This window comes from Cellulomonas sp. (genome assembly GCF_017744555.1).
Taxonomy (GTDB): Bacteria; Actinomycetota; Actinomycetes; order Actinomycetales; family Cellulomonadaceae; genus Cellulomonas.
The window spans coordinates 57,474-74,528 of sequence record NZ_JAGIBD010000018.1 but is presented as its reverse complement, the minus strand read 5'-3'; the positions used below and the strand labels follow the sequence as shown (position 1 = coordinate 74,528).

Annotated in this window: 16 protein-coding genes and 1 pseudogene; 11 read left to right on the top strand and 6 right to left on the bottom strand. The window is 75.7% G+C overall.

All coding sequences use genetic code 11. The features are described from left to right. Nucleotides 1–434, bottom strand: a pseudogene (locus J7523_RS12925) (hypothetical protein); the annotation flags it as partial. Nucleotides 435–494: 60 nt separating this feature from the next. Next, on the bottom strand, nucleotides 495–1,427 hold the full coding sequence (locus J7523_RS12920; RefSeq protein WP_291887120.1) for a formate/nitrite transporter family protein: 933 nt from the start codon (nucleotides 1,425–1,427) through the stop codon (nucleotides 495–497). A 105-nt stretch (nucleotides 1,428–1,532) separates the two neighbouring features. Between J7523_RS12920 and J7523_RS12915 the strand changes: the two genes are divergently transcribed. Then, a complete protein-coding gene (locus J7523_RS12915) occupies nucleotides 1,533–2,654 on the top strand; it encodes an NADH:flavin oxidoreductase/NADH oxidase (RefSeq protein WP_291887117.1) in 1,122 nt (373 codons plus the stop codon). Between the two features lie 19 nt (nucleotides 2,655–2,673). On the opposite strand, the gene J7523_RS12910 is transcribed toward J7523_RS12915, so the two are convergent. Next, nucleotides 2,674–4,068 (bottom strand): NAD-dependent malic enzyme, encoded by a 1,395-nt coding sequence (locus J7523_RS12910; protein WP_291887115.1) that lies wholly within the window; start codon nucleotides 4,066–4,068, stop codon nucleotides 2,674–2,676. Between the two features lie 69 nt (nucleotides 4,069–4,137). On the opposite strand from J7523_RS12910, the gene J7523_RS12905 reads away from it, so the two are divergent. Continuing rightward, the gene (locus J7523_RS12905; protein ID WP_291887111.1) at nucleotides 4,138–5,043 is read left to right on the top strand and encodes a Fic family protein; all 906 of its coding nucleotides are present in this window, start codon (nucleotides 4,138–4,140) and stop codon (nucleotides 5,041–5,043) included. 423 nt (nucleotides 5,044–5,466) lie between these two features. Here the strand turns inward: J7523_RS12905 and J7523_RS12900 are convergent, their stop codons facing one another. Then, the gene (locus tag J7523_RS12900; RefSeq protein WP_291887108.1) at nucleotides 5,467–6,318 is read right to left on the bottom strand and encodes an HAD family hydrolase; all 852 of its coding nucleotides are present in this window, start codon (nucleotides 6,316–6,318) and stop codon (nucleotides 5,467–5,469) included. On the opposite strand from J7523_RS12900, the gene ssd reads away from it, so the two are divergent. The 7 genes from ssd to J7523_RS12865 all read left to right on the top strand — a co-directional run bounded on the left by ssd (nucleotide 6,212) and on the right by J7523_RS12865 (nucleotide 11,407). Beyond that, nucleotides 6,212–7,306 carry a septum site-determining protein Ssd gene (gene ssd, locus J7523_RS12895; protein ID WP_363266967.1) on the top strand — a complete coding sequence of 365 codons (1,095 nt, stop codon included), beginning with the start codon at nucleotides 6,212–6,214 and terminating at the stop codon, nucleotides 7,304–7,306. The two genes, J7523_RS12900 and ssd, sit on opposite strands and share 107 nt — an antisense overlap. Before the next feature lie 161 nt (nucleotides 7,307–7,467). Then, nucleotides 7,468–8,664 (top strand): TadA family conjugal transfer-associated ATPase, encoded by a 1,197-nt coding sequence (locus tag J7523_RS12890; RefSeq protein WP_291887136.1) that lies wholly within the window; start codon nucleotides 7,468–7,470, stop codon nucleotides 8,662–8,664. Then, on the top strand, nucleotides 8,661–9,413 hold the full coding sequence (locus J7523_RS12885; RefSeq protein ID WP_291887102.1) for a type II secretion protein F: 753 nt from the start codon (nucleotides 8,661–8,663) through the stop codon (nucleotides 9,411–9,413). The genes J7523_RS12890 and J7523_RS12885 overlap by 4 nt, the downstream gene beginning before the upstream one ends. A 137-nt stretch (nucleotides 9,414–9,550) precedes the next feature. Next, the gene (locus J7523_RS12880; RefSeq protein ID WP_291887099.1) at nucleotides 9,551–10,003 is read left to right on the top strand and encodes a type II secretion system F family protein; all 453 of its coding nucleotides are present in this window, start codon (nucleotides 9,551–9,553) and stop codon (nucleotides 10,001–10,003) included. 176 nt (nucleotides 10,004–10,179) lie between these two features. Beyond that, nucleotides 10,180–10,566, top strand: a complete 387-nt coding sequence (locus J7523_RS12875) for a DUF4244 domain-containing protein (protein ID WP_291887096.1) — start codon at nucleotides 10,180–10,182, stop codon at nucleotides 10,564–10,566. Between the two features lie 41 nt (nucleotides 10,567–10,607). Then, the gene (locus J7523_RS12870; protein WP_291887093.1) at nucleotides 10,608–10,943 is read left to right on the top strand and encodes a TadE family type IV pilus minor pilin; all 336 of its coding nucleotides are present in this window, start codon (nucleotides 10,608–10,610) and stop codon (nucleotides 10,941–10,943) included. After that, nucleotides 10,940–11,407: an Rv3654c family TadE-like protein gene (locus tag J7523_RS12865; protein ID WP_291887091.1), complete on the top strand. Its 468-nt coding sequence runs from the start codon at nucleotides 10,940–10,942 to the stop codon at nucleotides 11,405–11,407. Before J7523_RS12870 ends, J7523_RS12865 begins: the two co-directional genes overlap by 4 nt. An 11-nt stretch (nucleotides 11,408–11,418) precedes the next feature. On the opposite strand, the gene J7523_RS12860 is transcribed toward J7523_RS12865, so the two are convergent. Next, nucleotides 11,419–13,926, bottom strand: coding sequence for a DEAD/DEAH box helicase (locus tag J7523_RS12860; RefSeq protein WP_291887133.1), 2,508 nt, complete (start codon nucleotides 13,924–13,926; stop codon nucleotides 11,419–11,421). A gap of 238 nt (nucleotides 13,927–14,164) precedes the next feature. Here J7523_RS12860 and J7523_RS12855 point away from each other — a divergent pair, with 238 nt between their 5' ends. Both J7523_RS12855 and J7523_RS12850 read left to right on the top strand, forming a co-directional pair. Further along, nucleotides 14,165–14,935 (top strand): 5-oxoprolinase subunit PxpA, encoded by a 771-nt coding sequence (locus tag J7523_RS12855; protein ID WP_291887088.1) that lies wholly within the window; start codon nucleotides 14,165–14,167, stop codon nucleotides 14,933–14,935. An 86-nt stretch (nucleotides 14,936–15,021) separates the two neighbouring features. Then, entirely contained in the window at nucleotides 15,022–15,540 is a 519-nt protein-coding gene (locus J7523_RS12850; protein WP_291887085.1) for an AAA family ATPase, read from the top strand. A gap of 37 nt (nucleotides 15,541–15,577) precedes the next feature. Here J7523_RS12850 and J7523_RS12845 read toward each other — a convergent pair whose 3' ends face one another. Continuing rightward, nucleotides 15,578–17,011 carry an RICIN domain-containing protein gene (locus tag J7523_RS12845; RefSeq protein WP_291887083.1) on the bottom strand — a complete coding sequence of 478 codons (1,434 nt, stop codon included), beginning with the start codon at nucleotides 17,009–17,011 and terminating at the stop codon, nucleotides 15,578–15,580. Between the last annotated feature and the right edge of the window lie 44 nt (nucleotides 17,012–17,055).

Sequence of the window (17,055 nt, the reverse complement as noted above, 5' to 3'; positions counted from 1 at the left end):
GGGCCGGTGTCGCCGGCGGCGCGCAGCGCGTCGCGGCGTTCCGCGGCCGCGGCGCCGGCGGCGACCGTCGGGTCGGCGGCCGTGCGGTCGACGACGGGGTCGGGGACCGGTGCCGGGGGTTCCGGGGCCGGACGGACGACGGCGTGCCGGCCGGTGTCGGTCGACGGGGCAGGGGCGGGTGCCGTCGACATCGGCGCGGTGGGCCCGGCGGTGACCGGTTCGGCGGCGGGCTCTGCTGCGGCCGGTCGTGGCGCAGGCGGCTCCGCCGCGTTCCGCGACGTGGCGGGCTCAGGTCCCGACGAGCGCGCGCTCGCCCCGGGCTCGACCGGAGCCGGTTCGGCCGTGATGGGTTCGGCCGGTGCCGTGGGCTGCTCGGACGCGGCACCGCCGGTCGACGAGGGCGTGTCGGTGGCGTGCGGGTCGGAGGTGCTCATGGCGTGCTCCTCGGGTGCTCGGCGCGCGGTGCGACACCGTCCGTGGCGTCGCCGTTCGCCTCACCGTATTGCGGCCACCCGGTGCTCGCCGGACGGCGCGATCGTGTCGTCGAGCGACCGGGGCGCACGCAGGGGCACGTCGACCACGCGGGCGAGGGGCGCCGTCCGGACGCCCACGGGCGTCTCCGCGACCCCGTCGACGGCGTCGGCGGCACGTGCCGCGCGCCGTCCCGAGCCGTACGCGTAGGCCGCCCCGACCAGCACAGCACCGCCGACCACGTTGCCGGCCCCGACGGCCAGGAGGTTGCGTCCCATCTCGGCGATCGTCGCGCCCTCGAGCCCGCCGATGATGCCGAGCGAGAACGTCGTCATGTTGGCGACCACGTGCTCGAAGCCGGAGGTGATGAAGACCATGACGCACGCGAAGACGACGGCGATCTTCGCGCCCTCGCTCCTCAGCCGGCCCGCGCACCAGATCGCGAGGCAGACGAGCAGGTTGCACAGGATGCCGCGGACGAACAGCTGGCCGGTCGTCTCGGCGGCCTTGTGCTCGACCATCCCGGCGAGCACGGTGCCGCCCGCGGTCCCGGGTGCGAGGACGCCCGACAGGTGCACGAGCCACGCGAACACGACGGCGCCGAGCAGGTTGCCGACGAGGCACGCGAGCAGCGTCTCGACGGCCCGGAGCCAGCCGATCACACCCTTCATGACGCCCTGGGTGAGGATCATCATCGCGGAGGTCGCGAGCTCGGCCCCGGCGATGACGACGATCGTCAGCGCGACCCCGAACACGAGCCCCTGGACGAGCGGGGCGAACCCCGAGCCCGCGGCGACGAGCGGCCCGCCGGCGGTGCACATGATGAGCACGCCGATGCCGATGAACGCACCGGCGAGCATCGTCCGGACCAGGAACAGCCCGGGCTTGGCGAGCAGGTCCACCTTGTGGTGTGCGGCGTCGGCCTGGGCGTCGACTGCCTCGGAGATGGTGAGCACCCGCTCAGCCTGCCGGTCCGGATCGTCCCCCTCCTGGGACGAAGGGCCGTCCAGGCCGCGCGTGTCAGGGAATGCGGACGGCGCCGTTGCTGGTTGGGTGCCCACGTGACCACGCTCTTCTCACCCCTCACCCTCCGGGGCACCACGTTCGCCAACCGCGCCTGGCTCGCGCCGATGTGCCAGTACTCCGCCACGGACGGCGTCCCGTCCGACTGGCACCTCGTGCATCTCGGCGCACGCGCCTCAGGAGGCTTCGGCCTCCTGCTCACTGAGGCGACGGCGGTCGTGCCGGAGGGTCGGATCAGCCCGCAGGACACGGGCATCTGGAACGAGGAGCAGGTCGTTGCGTGGCGTCGGGTCACCGACTTCGTGCACGCCCGTGGCACCCGCATCGGCATCCAGCTCGCGCACGCCGGCCGCAAGGCCTCGACCTACCGGCCCTTCTCGTCGCCGCAGGGCTCGGTGCCGGTCGCCGACGGCGGCTGGGAGACGGTCGGACCGTCGCCGTCGTCGTTCCCGGGCTACGCCGCCCCGCAGGCGCTCACGGACGCGGAGATCGAGGACGTCCCCCGCCAGTTCGCGGCGGCCGCGAAGCGTGCCGTCGACGCCGGCTTCGACGTGGTCGAGGTGCACGCCGCGCACGGCTACCTGCTGCACCAGTTCCTGTCGCCGCTGTCGAACCAGCGCGACGACGAGTACGGCGGCTCGCTCGAGAACCGGATGCGCCTGCTCGTCGACGTGACCGACGCGGTCCGCGCCGCCTGGCCCGACGAGCGCCCGCTGCTCGTGCGCGTGTCCGCGACCGACTGGGTCGAGGGCGGCCTCACGGTCGAGGACGTCGCGGTCGTCGCCAAGGAGCTCGCCGGGCACGGCGTCGACCTGGTCGACGTGTCCACGGGCGGCAACGCGCACGCGGACATCCCCGTCGGCCCGGGCTACCAGGTCCCGGCGGCCCGCACGATCCGCGCGACGGCGGGCCTGCCGGTCGCCGCCGTCGGGCTGCTCGACGACCCGCGGCTCGCGGAGGCGACGCTCGCCGACGGCTCGGCGGACGCGGTGCTCGTCGGGCGCGCTGCCCTGCGCGACCCGCACTGGGCGCTGCGCGCGGCGCACGAGCTCGGGGTGGCCACGTCGGGGCTGCCCGTCGCGGAGCCGACGGCCGACGTGGACGGGCTCCCGACCGTCACCGGGTGGCAGCCGCAGTACGAGCGCGGCACCTGGCGCTGAGCCTCACGTCGCGCGTGCGTCAGGCCTCCGCCGACGCACGCGCGACGCGCTCGACGGCGGCCGCGACCTCCGTCGTCACCTCGGGGTTGAACACGCTCGGGATGATGTAGGTCGGGTTGATCTCGTCGTCGCGGACCACCGACGCCAGCGCGTACGCGGCGGCGAGCAGCATCCCGTCGGTGATGCGGTGCGACCGTGCGTCGATGAGCCCCCGGAACACGCCGGGGAACGCGAGCACGTTGTTGATCTGGTTCGCGAAGTCCGACCGGCCCGTGCCGACGACCGCGGCGTACTGCGCGGCCTCGTCGGGATCGACCTCCGGGCGCGGGTTGGCGAGCGCGAAGACGATCGCGTCGGGCGCCATCGTCGACACGTCGCGGCCCGTGAGGATGTCGGGGGCCGACACCCCGATGAACACGTCGGCGCCCGCGAGGGCGTCCGCGATCGACCCCGTGACGCCGCGCGGGTTCGTCACCGACGCGCACCACTCGAGCGACGGCGACAGCCCGGGACGGTCGCGGTGCACGATGCCCTCGACGTCGCCGGCGACCACGTCGCGCGCCCCCGCCGCGAGCAGCAGGCGGAGGACGGCGGTGCCGGCCGCACCCGCGCCGGACAGCACGATCCGCACGTCCTCGATCCGCTTCCCGACGACCTTGAGCGCGTTCGTCAGCGCCGCGACCACGACGATCGCGGTGCCGTGCTGGTCGTCGTGGAACACCGGGATGTCGAGCCGGTCCCGCAGCCGCCGCTCGACCTCGAAGCACCGCGGCGCCGAGATGTCCTCCAGGTTGATCCCCGCGAACGCCGGCGCGATCGCGCACACCGTCTCGACGATCTGGTCGACGTCGGTGGTGTCGAGCACGATCGGGAACGCGTCGATGCCCGCGAACCGCTTGAACAGCACCGCCTTGCCCTCCATCACGGGCAGTGCGGCCAGCGGGCCGATGTTGCCGAGTCCCAGCACCGCCGTGCCGTCCGTGACGACCGCGATGGTGTTCCGCTTGATCGTGAGCCGCCGGGCGTCCTCGGGGTGCGCGGCGATGGCCTCCGACACGCGCGCGACCCCCGGTGTGTACGCCATCGACAGGTCGTCGCGGTTGCGCAGCGGCACCTTCGACTCGATCGAGATCTTGCCGCCGAGGTGCATGAGGAACGTCCGGTCGCTCACGCGCTCGACGACCACACCGGCGAGGCCCTTGAGCACCTCGACGATGTCCGCGGCGTGCTGCTCGCCACGGGTCGCGCACGTGACGTCGACCGTCATCTGCTCGTGGCCGGACGCCGTGACGTCGAGCGCCGTGACCACGCCTCCCGCCGCCTCGATCGCGGTGGTCAGCTCGCTCACCGCGGTGGGTCGGGCCCGCACCTCCAGCCGGGCCGTGATGGACGACGAGACGCTCGGTCCTGACATGCGGTCATTGTGTGGCGTGCGGGGGTGCCTCGCACGCAGGCCTGGCACCCGGGCTCGTAGGGTGTCGGCGTGCTGAGTGCGACGGGCTCGTCCGACAGAGCCGCGGCCGAGGACCCGCTCGCGGCGCTCGTCGGGCTGCCCGGTGTGGCCGACGCCGTCGACGCGGCGCGTGTCGCGTGCGAGGAGCTGCGCTGGCACGAGGCGTACCGGCGGCGGTGGCGCGAGGTCCGGGCCGAGGCGGGGCTGCGCGGTGCGCAGGCGAGCGCGGCGCTCGACGGGGCCCGGGTGCCGCTCGACGCGGTGCGCGCCCTCGCGACGGGTCCGGCGGGGTCGTCGTCCGCGTCGTCGACCGACGCCGTCGCGTGGGGGGCCGTGCGGGCAGTGGCCTTCGTCGAGCGGCTCATGCCGGAGCTCGGGGCGCGGGGGCAGGCCGCCCTGCCGCCGTTCGGCCAGCTGCTCGCCGGCGTGCACAGCGCCGTGACCGTCGGGTGGCTCGACGCGGCCGATGTCGGGCGCGTGCGGCACGACGAGGCGCCGCGCGACCTCACCGGGCTCGGGCCCGCGCCCGTCGGTGACGAGGTCGCCGCGCGCCTGGACCTCCTGGGCCGGACCGTGGCGGCGACCCGGGCGCCCGCGCTCGTCGTCGCCGCGGTGGTGCACGGCGAGCTGCTCGCGCTGCGGCCGTTCGCCGCGGGGAACGGGGTCGTGGCCCGTGCCGTCGCGCGGCTGCTCGTGACGTCCCGAGGGCTCGACCCGACCGGGTCGGTGCTGCCGGAGCCGGGCTGGGCGGCGGCGCCGAACCTGTACCTCGCGGCGGCGGCCGGGTTCGCGACCGGGACCGCCGACGGTGTCGCGGGCTGGGTGCGTGCGTGCGCCGCGGGGGCCGTGGACGGTGCCGCACGGGCGCGCGCGGTGGCGGACGCGGTGCTCGCCGGACGAGGTGCTCGTGCGGGGACGGACAGCGCCGAGGGCTGATGCGGGCGCGTCCCGGCGCCCGCACGCGGAGCGGACTGCGGTGTGCCTGCGTCCGACGCGAACGACGGCGCCCCCGTGGGGGCGCCGTCGCCGACCGGTGCCGGGAGGGTGATCAGGCGTGCATCTTCTCGGTCGCGACGGGACCAGCCCGGTCGACCTGCCCATAGGTGGGCTGCCCTGCGCGTGGGTACCCTCGCGGCGATCCAGTTGTGAATCCTTGGTACCCCAGAGCGCACAGGAATCCCACCCCTGCGGCCGATCGCGCTGGTGGCGGCGCCGGCGTGCCCGCATGACGGGACGCGGGTCCGGCATGCGGACCCGGTGCACCGGCGCCCGCACCGGCGCGTGCGGCGCGACCGGTGCGCCTCGCGCGGGCCGGCGTGCCCGCCGGGCGCGTCCGCGGTCGGCACCCCCGACGGGAGGTCACGCGGGTCGTCGACGGCGCCGGAGCAGCCACCACACGAGGACGACGAGCCCCACGCCGCCGAGGACGACGCCTGCCCGCACCACCCGCTGCGGCGGTCGGGCGAACGCGAACAGCGACACCGGCCGGGTGAACGACAGCATCCCCCACCCCTCCGTCACGGCGAGGCGGCGCAGCGCGCGGTCCGGGTTCACCGCGAAGCCGTGGCCGACCGCGGCGAGCATCGGGGCGTCGGTGATCGAGTCCGAGTACGCGTAGCTCGCGTCGAGGTCGTATCCCTGCTCGAGGGCGAGCTCACGGATCGCCGTCGCCTTGTTCTCGCCGAACGCGTAGAAGTCGATGCCACCGGTGTAGCGGCCGTCCGCCACCGCCATGCGGGTCGCGATCACGTGGTCGGCGCCGAGCACCGCCGCGATCGGCTCGACGATCTCGCTGCCCGACGCCGAGACGACCACGACGTCCCGGCCCGCCGCGTGGTGCTCCTCGATGAGCGTGACCGCCTCGACGTACACCGCCGGGTCGATCGACTCGTGCAGCGTCTCCGCGACGATCGCCGACACCTGCGCGACGTCCCAGCCCTCGACCATCCGCGACAGCTGCACCCGCAGCCGCTCCGTCTGGCCCTCGTCGGCGCCGCCGAGCAGGTAGAGCAGCTGCGCGTACGCGGTCCGGGCGACCGACCGGCGGGTCAGCAGTCCCTCGGCGAGGAACGGCCGGGAGAACGCCGTCGCCGACGACGTCGCGATGATCGTCTTGTCGAGGTCGAAGAACGCCGCCTCGCGGGTCGGCGGCACCGGCTCGTCGGCGGCGGACACCGCCGGCGACGCCTCGGGCGTCGGGTGCTCGTCCATGCTGCTCCGGGTGTCGCGGGCGGGTGCGCGCTGGGCAGGCCCCGTCCTCGGGTCTGGTCGCGGCGAGCCTAGTGGGAGCCACCGACGCCGGGCACCGCTGACGTGCACCGACGCGTCCACAGCCCTCGCAGATCCGGCGGGGTCCACGGTTCTCGGTTCGGCAGCTCCCGGGCCCGGCCCGGGCGCGGCAGCGTGCGGTCGCATGTCAGATGGGACGAACGAACGGACGTCGGACGTCGTCGGGGTCGGGCCGTGGCCGGGGGCTGCTGCGCCTCGGCCGGCCCCGACGCGCTCGCTCGTGGTCGGCGTCGTGGCCGGACGCGGGGGCGCAGGAGCGTCGACGCTCGCCGCGGCGCTCGCGGGCCGGCTCGCCCGGCGCGCGTCCACCGTCCTCGTCGACCTCGACCGCGCGTCCGGGGGCATCGACGTGATGCTCGGCCTCGAAGGGGCCGACGGCGTCCGCTGGCCCGACCTCGCGTCGGCGCTGGGCGACGTCTCGGGTTCCGAGGTCGTCGCGCTGCTGCCGCGGTGGGGTGCGTGCGCGGTGCTGAGCGCCGACCGCTCCCGGCCCGCGCCGCCCGAGGCCGCCGTGGCGGCCGACGTGCTGCACGCCCTGTCCGGCACGGTCGGGGCGCTCGTGCTCGACCTGGACCGCACCGGCGTCGTCGCGGGGGAGTCGATGATCCGGGCCTGCGACTCCGTGCTCGTGGTGGCGCCGCGCGACCTGAGGACCGTCGCGGGGGTCCTCGCGATGCGGCCCGAGCTGACGGCGTCCGGGGCCGACGTCGGGCTCGTCGTGCGGGGGCCGGCGCCCGGTGGGCTCGGTGCCGCGCAGCTCGCGCAGGCCGTGGACCTGCCGCTCGTCGGCGTCGTGCGGCACGACCGGCGGCTCGCGGCGGCGACCGAGCGCGGTGGACCGCCCCGGACGGGAGCGGTGGCTCGCGTGGCCGAGCGGCTCGCGCGCGACCTGCGGGTGGGCGTCGCGTGAGCGTCGACGGGTCGCCTCGGGCTCTCGAGAACGGCCCGACGCTGGGCACGGCGCCGGATCCCGCGCTCGACGCCGTGCTGGCCGTCGTGCTCGACCCGGTGCGGAACCGCCTGCGTGGCCACCCGGGCGCCGTCACCGGAGGCGGGCCGCCGGACGACGACGTGCTGCGGACGGTGGTGGACGCGACCGCCCGGGAGCGCGGCACGGTGCTGGGATCGCGCGCGCTCGCCCAGATCGCCGGCCGGGTGCGCGACGAGCTCTTCGGCGCCGGTCGCCTGCAACCACTGCTGGACGACCCGGCGGTCACCGACGTGCTCGTCAACGGCCCGCGCGACGTGTGGGTCGAGCGGGGCGGGCGCCTGGTCCGGACCGACGTCGACCTCGGCACCGACGCCGACGTGCGCGCGCTCGCCGTCCGGCTCGCCGCCGCGGGCGGGCAGCGGCTGGACGACGCGTGCGCCGCGGTCGACGCACGGCTGCCCGACGGCACCCGGCTGCACGCGGTGCTGCCGCCCGTCGCCGGCGAGGGGACCCTGCTGAGCCTGCGCGTCGTGCGGTCGCGGGCGTTCACGGTCGACGAGCTCGTGCGACTCGGCACGCTCGCGCCGGCGGCAGTCCCGGTGGTCAGGGCGCTCGTCGCGGCGCGTGCGAACCTGCTGGTCACCGGCGGCACCGGCACGGGCAAGACGACCCTGCTCGCCACGCTGCTCTCGCTCGTCCCGCCCGACGAGCGGCTCGTCGTCATCGAGGAGGCGGGCGAGCTGTCGCCGACCCACGCGCACGTGGTCCGGCTCCTCGCACGGCGCGCGAACGTCGACGGTGCCGGGCGGGTCGACCTGTCCGACCTGGTCCGCCACGCCCTGCGGATGCGCCCGGACCGGATCGTGCTCGGCGAGTGCCGCGGGGCCGAGGTCCGCGAGGTCATGACCGCCATGAACACGGGCCACGACGGTGGGTGCGCGACGCTGCACGCCAACACCGCCGCCGATGTCCCCGCCCGGCTCGAGGCGCTCGGCGCACTGGCCGGGCTGGCCCGCGAGGCCGTCGCCGCCCAGGCTGCGAGCGCGTTCGACGCCGTCCTGCACCTGCGGCGGTCGGGCGCGCACCGGACCGTGCGGTACCTCGCGGACGTCGGGGTGTTCCGGCGGCGTCCCGACGGGACCCTCGAGGTCGGCACCGCTCTGCGCTGCGACGCCGGGGGGACCAGCGAGCGCGGGCCGGCGTGGGATGCGCTCGTCGCGCGTCTGGGGATCGAGCCGCTCCGTCCCGCGCTCCGTGGGATACCCGAGCGAGCGCCCGCCGCGGAGGCGCCCGAGTCGGGGCAGCCCCGGACGTCGCGCCCGGGCGCTTCGTCGTGAGCGCGCTCGTGGTCGGTGGTGCGGTGGCGATCGCCGTGCTCGCCGCAGCTGGACCGCCGGCGCGTCCGCCCGCGCGGCACTCACGTCCCTCCGGTGCACCGCGGGCGACGCGGATCGACGCTCCCGGCACGGTCGACCTCGCGGCAGCGCTGCTGGTCGTGTCGGCGCAGCTCAGGTCGGGGGCGGGCCCGGCCGCCGCGTGGGCTCGGGCGCTGGGCATCGCGGCGGGCAGCACGGGCGTCCCGACCCCAGAGGGCCTGCTCGCCGCGACGGCGCCCTCGGCGGCCTCGTCGCGCTGGCAGCGTCCCGTGCGGGCAGTCCTCGGCCCGCTCGCGACGCCGCTCGCCGGCCGGTCGGTCCCGCTCGTCGCGGGGAACCGGGAGCGACTCGCCGCGCACCGCGAGCGGGTGGCCGCAGTACTGGCAGCGACGACGCTCGCGGACGACCTGGGTGCGCCGCTCGCCGCCGTGCTCGAGCGGCTCGCCGGGGCTGTCGCGGCCGACGCGGAGGCGGAGGCAGAGGTCAGAGCCGCTGTCGCCGGTCCTCGGGCGACGGCGCGGGTGCTGACGTGGCTGCCGCTGCTGGGACTGGTCGTCGGGGCTGCGCTCGGTGCCGACCCCGTCGGAGCGGTCGCGCGCGGCGGGGCAGGTGCGCTCGCGGCGCTGCTCGGCGTGGCGCTGCTCGTCGCCGGTCGCGCGTGGACCGGTGCTCTGCTCCGCCGCGCGGCCGTCGCGGGCCGGGCAACATGAGCGCCCTCGCGTGCGGGGTGGTCGTGGCGGTGTCCGCGGGGTGCGCGTGTCTGCCGTGGGTCCCTGGGGGGCGGGTGTCGCGACTGGGGTCGGGTCGCGCGGGCGCTAGCCGGCCCGCTGCGGCGATCGCGCGGCCGGTGGCGAGCGCTCGGCCGGCCGCGGTCGCCGTCGACGTGGTGCTGGTCCTGGAGCTCGTCGACGCGGCCGTGGCGACCGGTGTCGCGCTGCCTCGCGCGCTCGAGGCGGTGGGCTCGGCCGTCGGTGGTGCGCGGGGCGACGCGCTGCACCGGGCCGGAACGGCGCTGGTGCTCGGCGCGTCGTGGTCCACGGCGTGGTCGGGCGCCGGTGATGCCCTGCGGATGGTCGCGAACGCGCTCGAGCCGGCGTGGGCGACCGGGTCCGCCCCCGGACCTGCTCTGCGGGCGTGCGCGGAGGCGGTCCGACGCGACCGCCGCGGCCGGGTCCGTGAGGCCGCCGGGAGCCTCGGCGTGCGCCTCGTGTTGCCGCTCGGGCTGTGCTTCCTGCCCGCATTCGTGCTGCTCGGCATCGTCCCGGTGGTGCTCTCGTTCGCCCGCGGGCTCGCACCGTGAGGCGGCCCGGCGACGGATCAGGGGCCGCGCGGCCTGCTGCGAGCCGCCCACAGCCCGTCCCCGGGACAGCGGCCTCCACGAGCCCCCGCGGACGCCCCACGGGCTCACGGGGTCGGCCGCGATGCTCCACGTGCGCCGCGGACCGCGGCGCACCCCACCCGAAGGAGAGAACGGCCATGACCCTGCCGACCGCGGACCCCGCGCTCGACCACACCGCCCACAACACCGCGCACGACACCGCCCACGACCCCGCCCACGACCCCGCTGCCGACCCGACCCTGACTCCCGGCGGGTCACCCGATCGCGGCCCGACGTGCATCGCGTGCACCCGCACGCCGACGCGGCGGTCACGGTGGCGGGCTGTCCGGCCGTCGGCCTCGCGGGTCGTGCGCGTGGCCCGCCACGTGCGTGCTGCCGGGGTCGACGCCGGGATGGCGACGGCCGAGTACGCCATCGCGACGCTCGCTGCAGTCGGGTTCGCGGGCCTGCTGGTGGTGATCCTCAAGGGCAACGAGGTCAAGTCGATGCTCATGGCGCTGGTGCGTCAGGCACTCACGTCGTGAGAGTGCGGTGGCCGGACGTCCGAGGAGACGACCGCGGCAGCGTGACCGCCGAGCTCGCGGTCGGCCTCCCGGCTGTCGTGCTCGTGCTGGTCATGGTGCTGGTCGTCGCGTCCGCTGCGGTCACCCAGGCCCGGTGCGCGGACGGCGCGCGCACCGGGGCCAGGGTCGCCGCGCTCGGCGACGACGACGGTGCGGTCGCCGCCGCCGCGCACCGGGTCGCCGGGGACGACGCGCAGGTCGTCGTCACGCGGGACGCGGGCTGGGTGACGGTCCGGGTCGAGGCAGCCGTCGGGTTCGGCGGCCGGTTCGGCCTCGGGCGGGTCGGGTCCGACGCCGTCGGACGGGCTGAACCTGGCGTCCGTGCGGGCACGCCGTGACCCGCCCGGGCCTCGCGCACGTGCCGGTGCGGCCCGCTGCACGGGTCGGCGCACCGATCACTGCGGGGGTCGTCGCACGCGTCACCGGGAACGACACCGAGCGCGGCTCCGGGACGGTGCTCCTCCTCGGGATCGTCGCCGTGGTCCTGATGCTCGGGGTCGCGCTCTCGATGTTGGTCTCGGCGCAGGTCGCGCGCGCAAGAGCACAGTCCGCGGCCGACCTCGCGGCGCTCGCGGGCGCCGCAGCGCTGCGCGACGCCTCGTTCGGCGTGCGTGTCGGAACGGTCGCGGACCCGTGCGCCGTGGCGGCCGAGGTCGTCCGCCGCAACCGTGCCCGGCTGAGGTCCTGCGACGACGAAGGGGCCGGTGTGCTCGCTGTCGGCGTGTCCACGGCGGCGGGCTGGGGCACCGCCGTCGCGACGGCGCGCGCCGGCCCGCTGAGCGCTGACGGGTCGACGTCGTGACGGCGCGGAGGCTACGCGGTCGGAGCGTGCGCGAGGACGGCGTCGAGCAGGCGGACGGCCGCGGCCTTCTCGAGCGGGTTGTTCGCGTTGCCGCACTTCGGCGACTGCACGCACGCCGGGCACCCGGTCGCGCAGCGGCAGGCGGCGATGGCGTCGCGGGTCGCGCGGAGCCAGGTCGCGCCGAGGCGGAACCCCCGCTCGGCGAACCCCGCGCCCCCGGGGTAGGCGTCGTGCACGAACACGGTCGCCTGCTCGGTGTCGACGTGCAGCGCCGTCGACAGCCCGCCGAGGTCCCAGCGGTCGCACGTCGCGAGCAGCGGGAGGAGGCCGATGGAGGCGTGCTCGGCGGCGTGCAGCGCTCCCGGGAGGGCCTCGACGGTGACGCCGGCGGCCTCGACCACCTCGGCCGGTGCGGTCCACCAGACGGCGGCCGTCCGCAGCGTCCGAGCCGGCAGGTCCAGCTCGGCGCTGCCGAGCACCTGCAGGTCGGGGATACGTTTGCGCTGGTAGCCGAGGACCTGCGTCGTGACGTCGACGGCCCCGAAACCCCACGTGAGCGGCCCCCAGGCGACCTCCTCGTCGATCGACCGGATCTCCGTCGACGTCACCCAGCGCGCCCACGTGCCGTAGTCGACGTCCCGACGGGTCACGAGGGCGACACCGTCCTCGAGGTGCAGCTCGTCGACGACGAACGTCGCCCCCTGGTGCACGTAGACGGCGCCGGGGTGCACGGTCGAGTCCGCCGACGGCGCGTCGACCGTGCCGAGCAGGCGTCCCGTGACCGACTCGACGACGCGGACGGGGTCGCCGCCCGAGCCGCGCAGGTCGGTCAGCCGGCTCGCGGGCTCCGCGTGCGTCCAGTACCAGCCCGACGGCCGACGGCGCAGGGCGCCCCGGTCGACGAGCTCGCCGAGCAGGTCGGCGCAGCGCGGACCGAACAGGTCGAGCTCATCGGCCCTCAGCGGCTGCTCGGCCGCCGCGGCGCACAGGTGCGGGGCGAGCACGTAGGGGTTCGTCGGGTCGAACACGGTCGCCTCGACCGGCGTCTCGAAGATCGACTCGGGGTGATGCACGAGGAACGTGTCGAGCGGGTCCTCGCGGGCGACGAGCGCGACCAGCCCGTCGGCACCGGCACGTCCCGCACGGCCGGCCTGCTGCCACAACGACACACGGGTGCCCGGCCAGCCTGCGATGAGCACCGCGTCGAGCCCGGAGATGTCGACGCCGAGCTCGAGCGCGTTCGTCGTCGCGAGCGCGCGCAGGTCCCCCGTACGGATCGCCTGCTCGAGAGCCCGGCGCTCCTCGGGGAGGTACCCGCCCCGGTACGCGGACACCTGCCGGGCGAGCTCCGGGTCGATCTCCTCGAGGTGGCCACGCGTCGAGGCGGCGACCGACTCGGCGCCACGCCGGGACCGTGTGAAGGCGAGCGTCCGGGCGCCCGCGACGGTCAGGTCGGCGAGCAGGTCGGCGATCTCGGCGGTCGCCGTCCGCCGTGGCCGGTCTGCGGGCTCGACGGTCACGCGCTCGCCGGTGCCGAGCGGGCCCGAACCCTCGGGGACGAGAGCGCCGCCCGGGACGCGAGCGTGGCCGGAGGTCGCCCAGACGTCCTCGGGTCCCGGGGGTGCGGGGTCGTCCGGTGCGCGCGTCGCGGCGGCCGGGAGCGGCAGGGCGGTCGCCCACGGGTCGTCGTCGGGCAGCAGGTCCGACCACGGGGCGTCGCCCCCGGGGAGCTCGGGTGGCTGCCACAGCACGAACGTCTTGCGACCCATGGGCGACGCGTCGGCGGTGACGGCCGTCACCTCGGACGGGTCGACGCCGAGCAGGCGTGCGGCGCTCGCGGCGGGGTCCGACGTCGTCGCGGACGCGAGGAGGAACACCGGCGACGAGCCGTACGCTGCGGCGAGCCGTCGCAGCCGCCGCAGCACGAGCGCGACGTGCGCGCCGAACACACCGCGGAACGCGTGGCACTCGTCGAGCACGACGTACCGCAGCGAGCCGAGCAGCCGCGCCCACCGGCGGTGCTGGGGGAGCAGCGCGAAGTGCAGGAAGTCCGGGTTGGTGAGCACCACGTCCGCGTACTCCTGGACCCACCGCCGCTCGTCGAGAGACGTGTCGCCGTCGCACGTCGCGATCCGGACGTCGCGCGCGTGCGACGCCGCCAGGAGCCGGTCGAGCGCGTGCCGCTGGTCGGCGGCGAGCGCCTTCGTCGGGCACAGGTACAGCGTGCTCGCACGCCGGCCCACGGACTCGATGCGCCCCGGGTCGAGCGTCGACGACGCGACGGCGGTGCGCGCTGCGGTGAGCGCGGGGAGCCAGAAGGCGAGCGACTTGCCGGAGCCGGTCGACGTCGCCAGGACCACGTGCTTGCCGGACCGTGCCGCGTCGGCGGCCTCGGCCTGGTGCCGCCACGGACGGTCCACACCGAGCGACCGGTAGCCCTGGACGAGGTCGGCGTCCGCCCACGACGGCCAGTCGACCTGCTCGCCGGGACGTGCGGGAAGGTGCCGGACGTGCGTCATCCGGTCTGCTCGCCGTCCTGCGGCGAGCAGCACGTCGAGCAGCTCGCCGGTCCGGACCACGGCGTCATCCTCGCACCGGCACGGCGCACCGAGCGCCTGCGCGGCCCGGACCGGCGCACGGCGACGCTCCGGACGAACCGGCTGCGCGCAGCGGGCCGCGCCGGCCCATGCCGTGTGACGCGACCTCTCGGACCGGACCGGGCCGCGCGAGGCGCGCCGAGCGCGGGAGGATCAGGCCATGGGCGGACGGATCGACCTCAACTGCGACCTCGGTGAGGGCCTCGACGACTGGGTGCCCGGCGTCGCCGGCCCGGAGTCGCTGCTGCTCGCCACCGTCACCAGCGCGAACGTCGCGTGCGGCTTCCACGCGGGCGACGAGCGCGTCATGGCGGCGGTGTGCCGGGCCGCCGCGGAACGTGGGGTGGCCGTCGGTGCGCAGGTGTCGTACCGGGACCGCGAGCACTTCGGACGACGCTTCCTCGACCTCCCGCCCGACGTGCTGCACGCGGACGTCGCCGAGCAGGTGGCGGCGCTGCGGCGCGCGGCCGCCGAGGCGGGGACGACCGTCGCGTACGTCAAGCCGCACGGGGCGCTCTACAACGCCGTCGTCCGGCACGAGCAGCAGGCGACCGCGGTGGTCGACGCCGTCGTCGCGGCGGGTGGCGACCTGCCGGTCGTCGGGCTTCCCGGTGCCGTGGTGCTCGACGTGGCCGGCGACCGCGGTCTGCGTGCAGTCAGGGAGGCGTTCGCGGACCGCGGGTACCGGGCGGACGGCACGCTCGTGCCACGCACCGAGCCGGGCGCCCTCGTCGTCGACGCCGACGCGGTCGTCGCCCGGGTCCTCGACATGGTGGTGCGGGGGCACGTCGTCGCGGTGGACGGCACCGTCGTGCCCCTCGATGCCGAGTCGGTGTGCGTGCACTCGGACACGCCCGGCGCGACCGTGCTGGCAGCGGCAGTGCGCGAGGCGCTCGACGGCGCGGGTGTGGTGGTCGAGCCCTTCGTCTGAGCGACCTGTGCCGATCCGGTGCAGCAAGGCGTCGGGTCGTGTCGGAGCGCGCCGACGACCGCGGGCGCCCGCTAGCGTCTGCTGCCGTGATCGTCTGGCTGAACGGCACCCACGGCGTCGGCAAGACCACCACGAGCGCCCTCGTGCAGCAGCTGCTCCCGGACGCCCGGGTCCTCGACGCCGAGAAGGTCGGCGAGACCCTCATGGACATCTCGCCCGGGCTGCCGTCGACGGACAACTTCCAGCACTGGCCGCCGTGGCGCCCGCTCGTCGTCGAGACGGCCCGCCGCGTGCTCGACTACACGGGCGGCACGCTCGTGATGCCGATGACGGTGCTCGTCGAGGAGTACTGGCGGGAGATCAGCACGGGCCTCGCGGCGCACGGCATCCCTGTCCGGCACTTCGTCCTGCACGCGGACCAGGACACGCTGCGCGGGCGCATCGAACGGGCCCACGCGGTGCCCTCCCCGTTCCGGCTGGCGTACCTCGAGCCGTACGCCGAGGCCGCGCGCACCTGGTTGCACCGGGAGGCCGAGGTTGTCGACACCGCGCACCTGACACCCGACCAGGTCGCCGCGCGGATCGCCGGGTCGGTCCTGGCCTGACGTCGTCGGTCCAGCACGGCGGGTGCGCGGTCAGTGCTCAGTGCGCCCCGGCGCCCGCGCTCACGATCGACTTGACCTGCGAGGACGAGTCGAGCGAGTACGGGTACGGGATCGACGCCACGGACCCGCCGGTCTGGCCGGCCGTGGAGCCCACGAACGTGTTGTTGCGCGCGACGAGCGAGCCCGCGGACGACGCCCCCTCACCGCGGTGGTAGGTGTCCGGGGTGTTCTCGAAGTAGTTGCCCTCGACGAGCACGCCGGCCTCCTGCGTCGAGGCGACGCCGTACGACTTCACGCTCGAGTAGAGGTTGTTGTAGACGTGCACGGGGTTGCCGAACCGGACGCGCGGGTTGCGCTGGGTCGTGCCGTCGAACCAGTTGTGGTGGTAGGTCACGCGCAGGTGGCCGCGGTCCTGCGCGCCGTTGTCGTCGGAGTGCCCGACGAGCGAGTTCTTGTCCTGCCCGTTGAACCGGTTCCACGACACGGTCACGTAGTCGGAGCCGCGCTTGATGTCGGCGGAGCCGTCGTACCCGGTGCCGAACGTGTTGTGGTCGATCCACACGTTGGTCGACGTCTCGACGTTGACGGCGTCGTCGTCCCAGCCGTCGAACGTGAGGTTGCGCAGGATGACGTTCCTGGCGCCTTTCACATTGAGGCCGCAACCCACGATCTTCGAGCCGCTGGCGCCTTCGATCGTCGTGTTCGACCCGACGGCGAGCATCCCCGAGCACGAGACCGTGCCGGAGACGCGGACGACCTTCGCGGTGGTGCCGGACGCGGCCGACGTCAGTGCGGACGCGCTCGTGACGGTCGTGACGGCGGCCGAGCCGCCGCCGGTGGTGCCGCCGTTCTGCGACGCCCAACCGACGAGGCCCGTGGACGGCGCACTCGTCGGGTTGCTCGTCGGCCCGGGCGAGCTGCCGAGCTTCACGAGCTCCCACTGCTGGTTGTACTGGTTGTTGTCGGTGAGCTGCGTGACGGTCGCGCCGTCGGCGGTGGACCGGTCGGTCACGGTGACGACCTTGGCGCTGTACCGGTTGACGAGCCGGACGCGGCCACCCTCGGAGTCGACGAGCGCGAACTGCTGGTTCGCGCCGTTGAGGTCGGTGTACTGGCGGATCTCGCCGCGGTCGGCGGTGCTCCAGTTCCACAGGTCGAGGACCTTGCCGGAGTGCCTGTTCTGGAGGCGGTACCAGCCGGAGCCGGAGTCGACGAACTTCCACTGCTGCCCGCTGCCGTCGTTGCGGGTCCACTGCTGGACGACTCCGCCGTCGGCGGTCGACCAGCCCGCGACCTCCATCGCCTTGCCGCTCTGCCGGTTGACGAGCACGTAGTACGCGCTCGTGTCGACGCTCGCGGCGCTGGCGGGCAGGGCGGTGAGCCCGACGACGCCGGCGGCGAGCGCGACGCCCGCCGCGGCGGCCGTCCACAGCGAGCGGGCGGCGGTGCCGGTGATGGTGCGGGTCCTCATCGATCCCTCCGGGATGCGTGGAGTCGGTACCAGCCCCGCGGTCC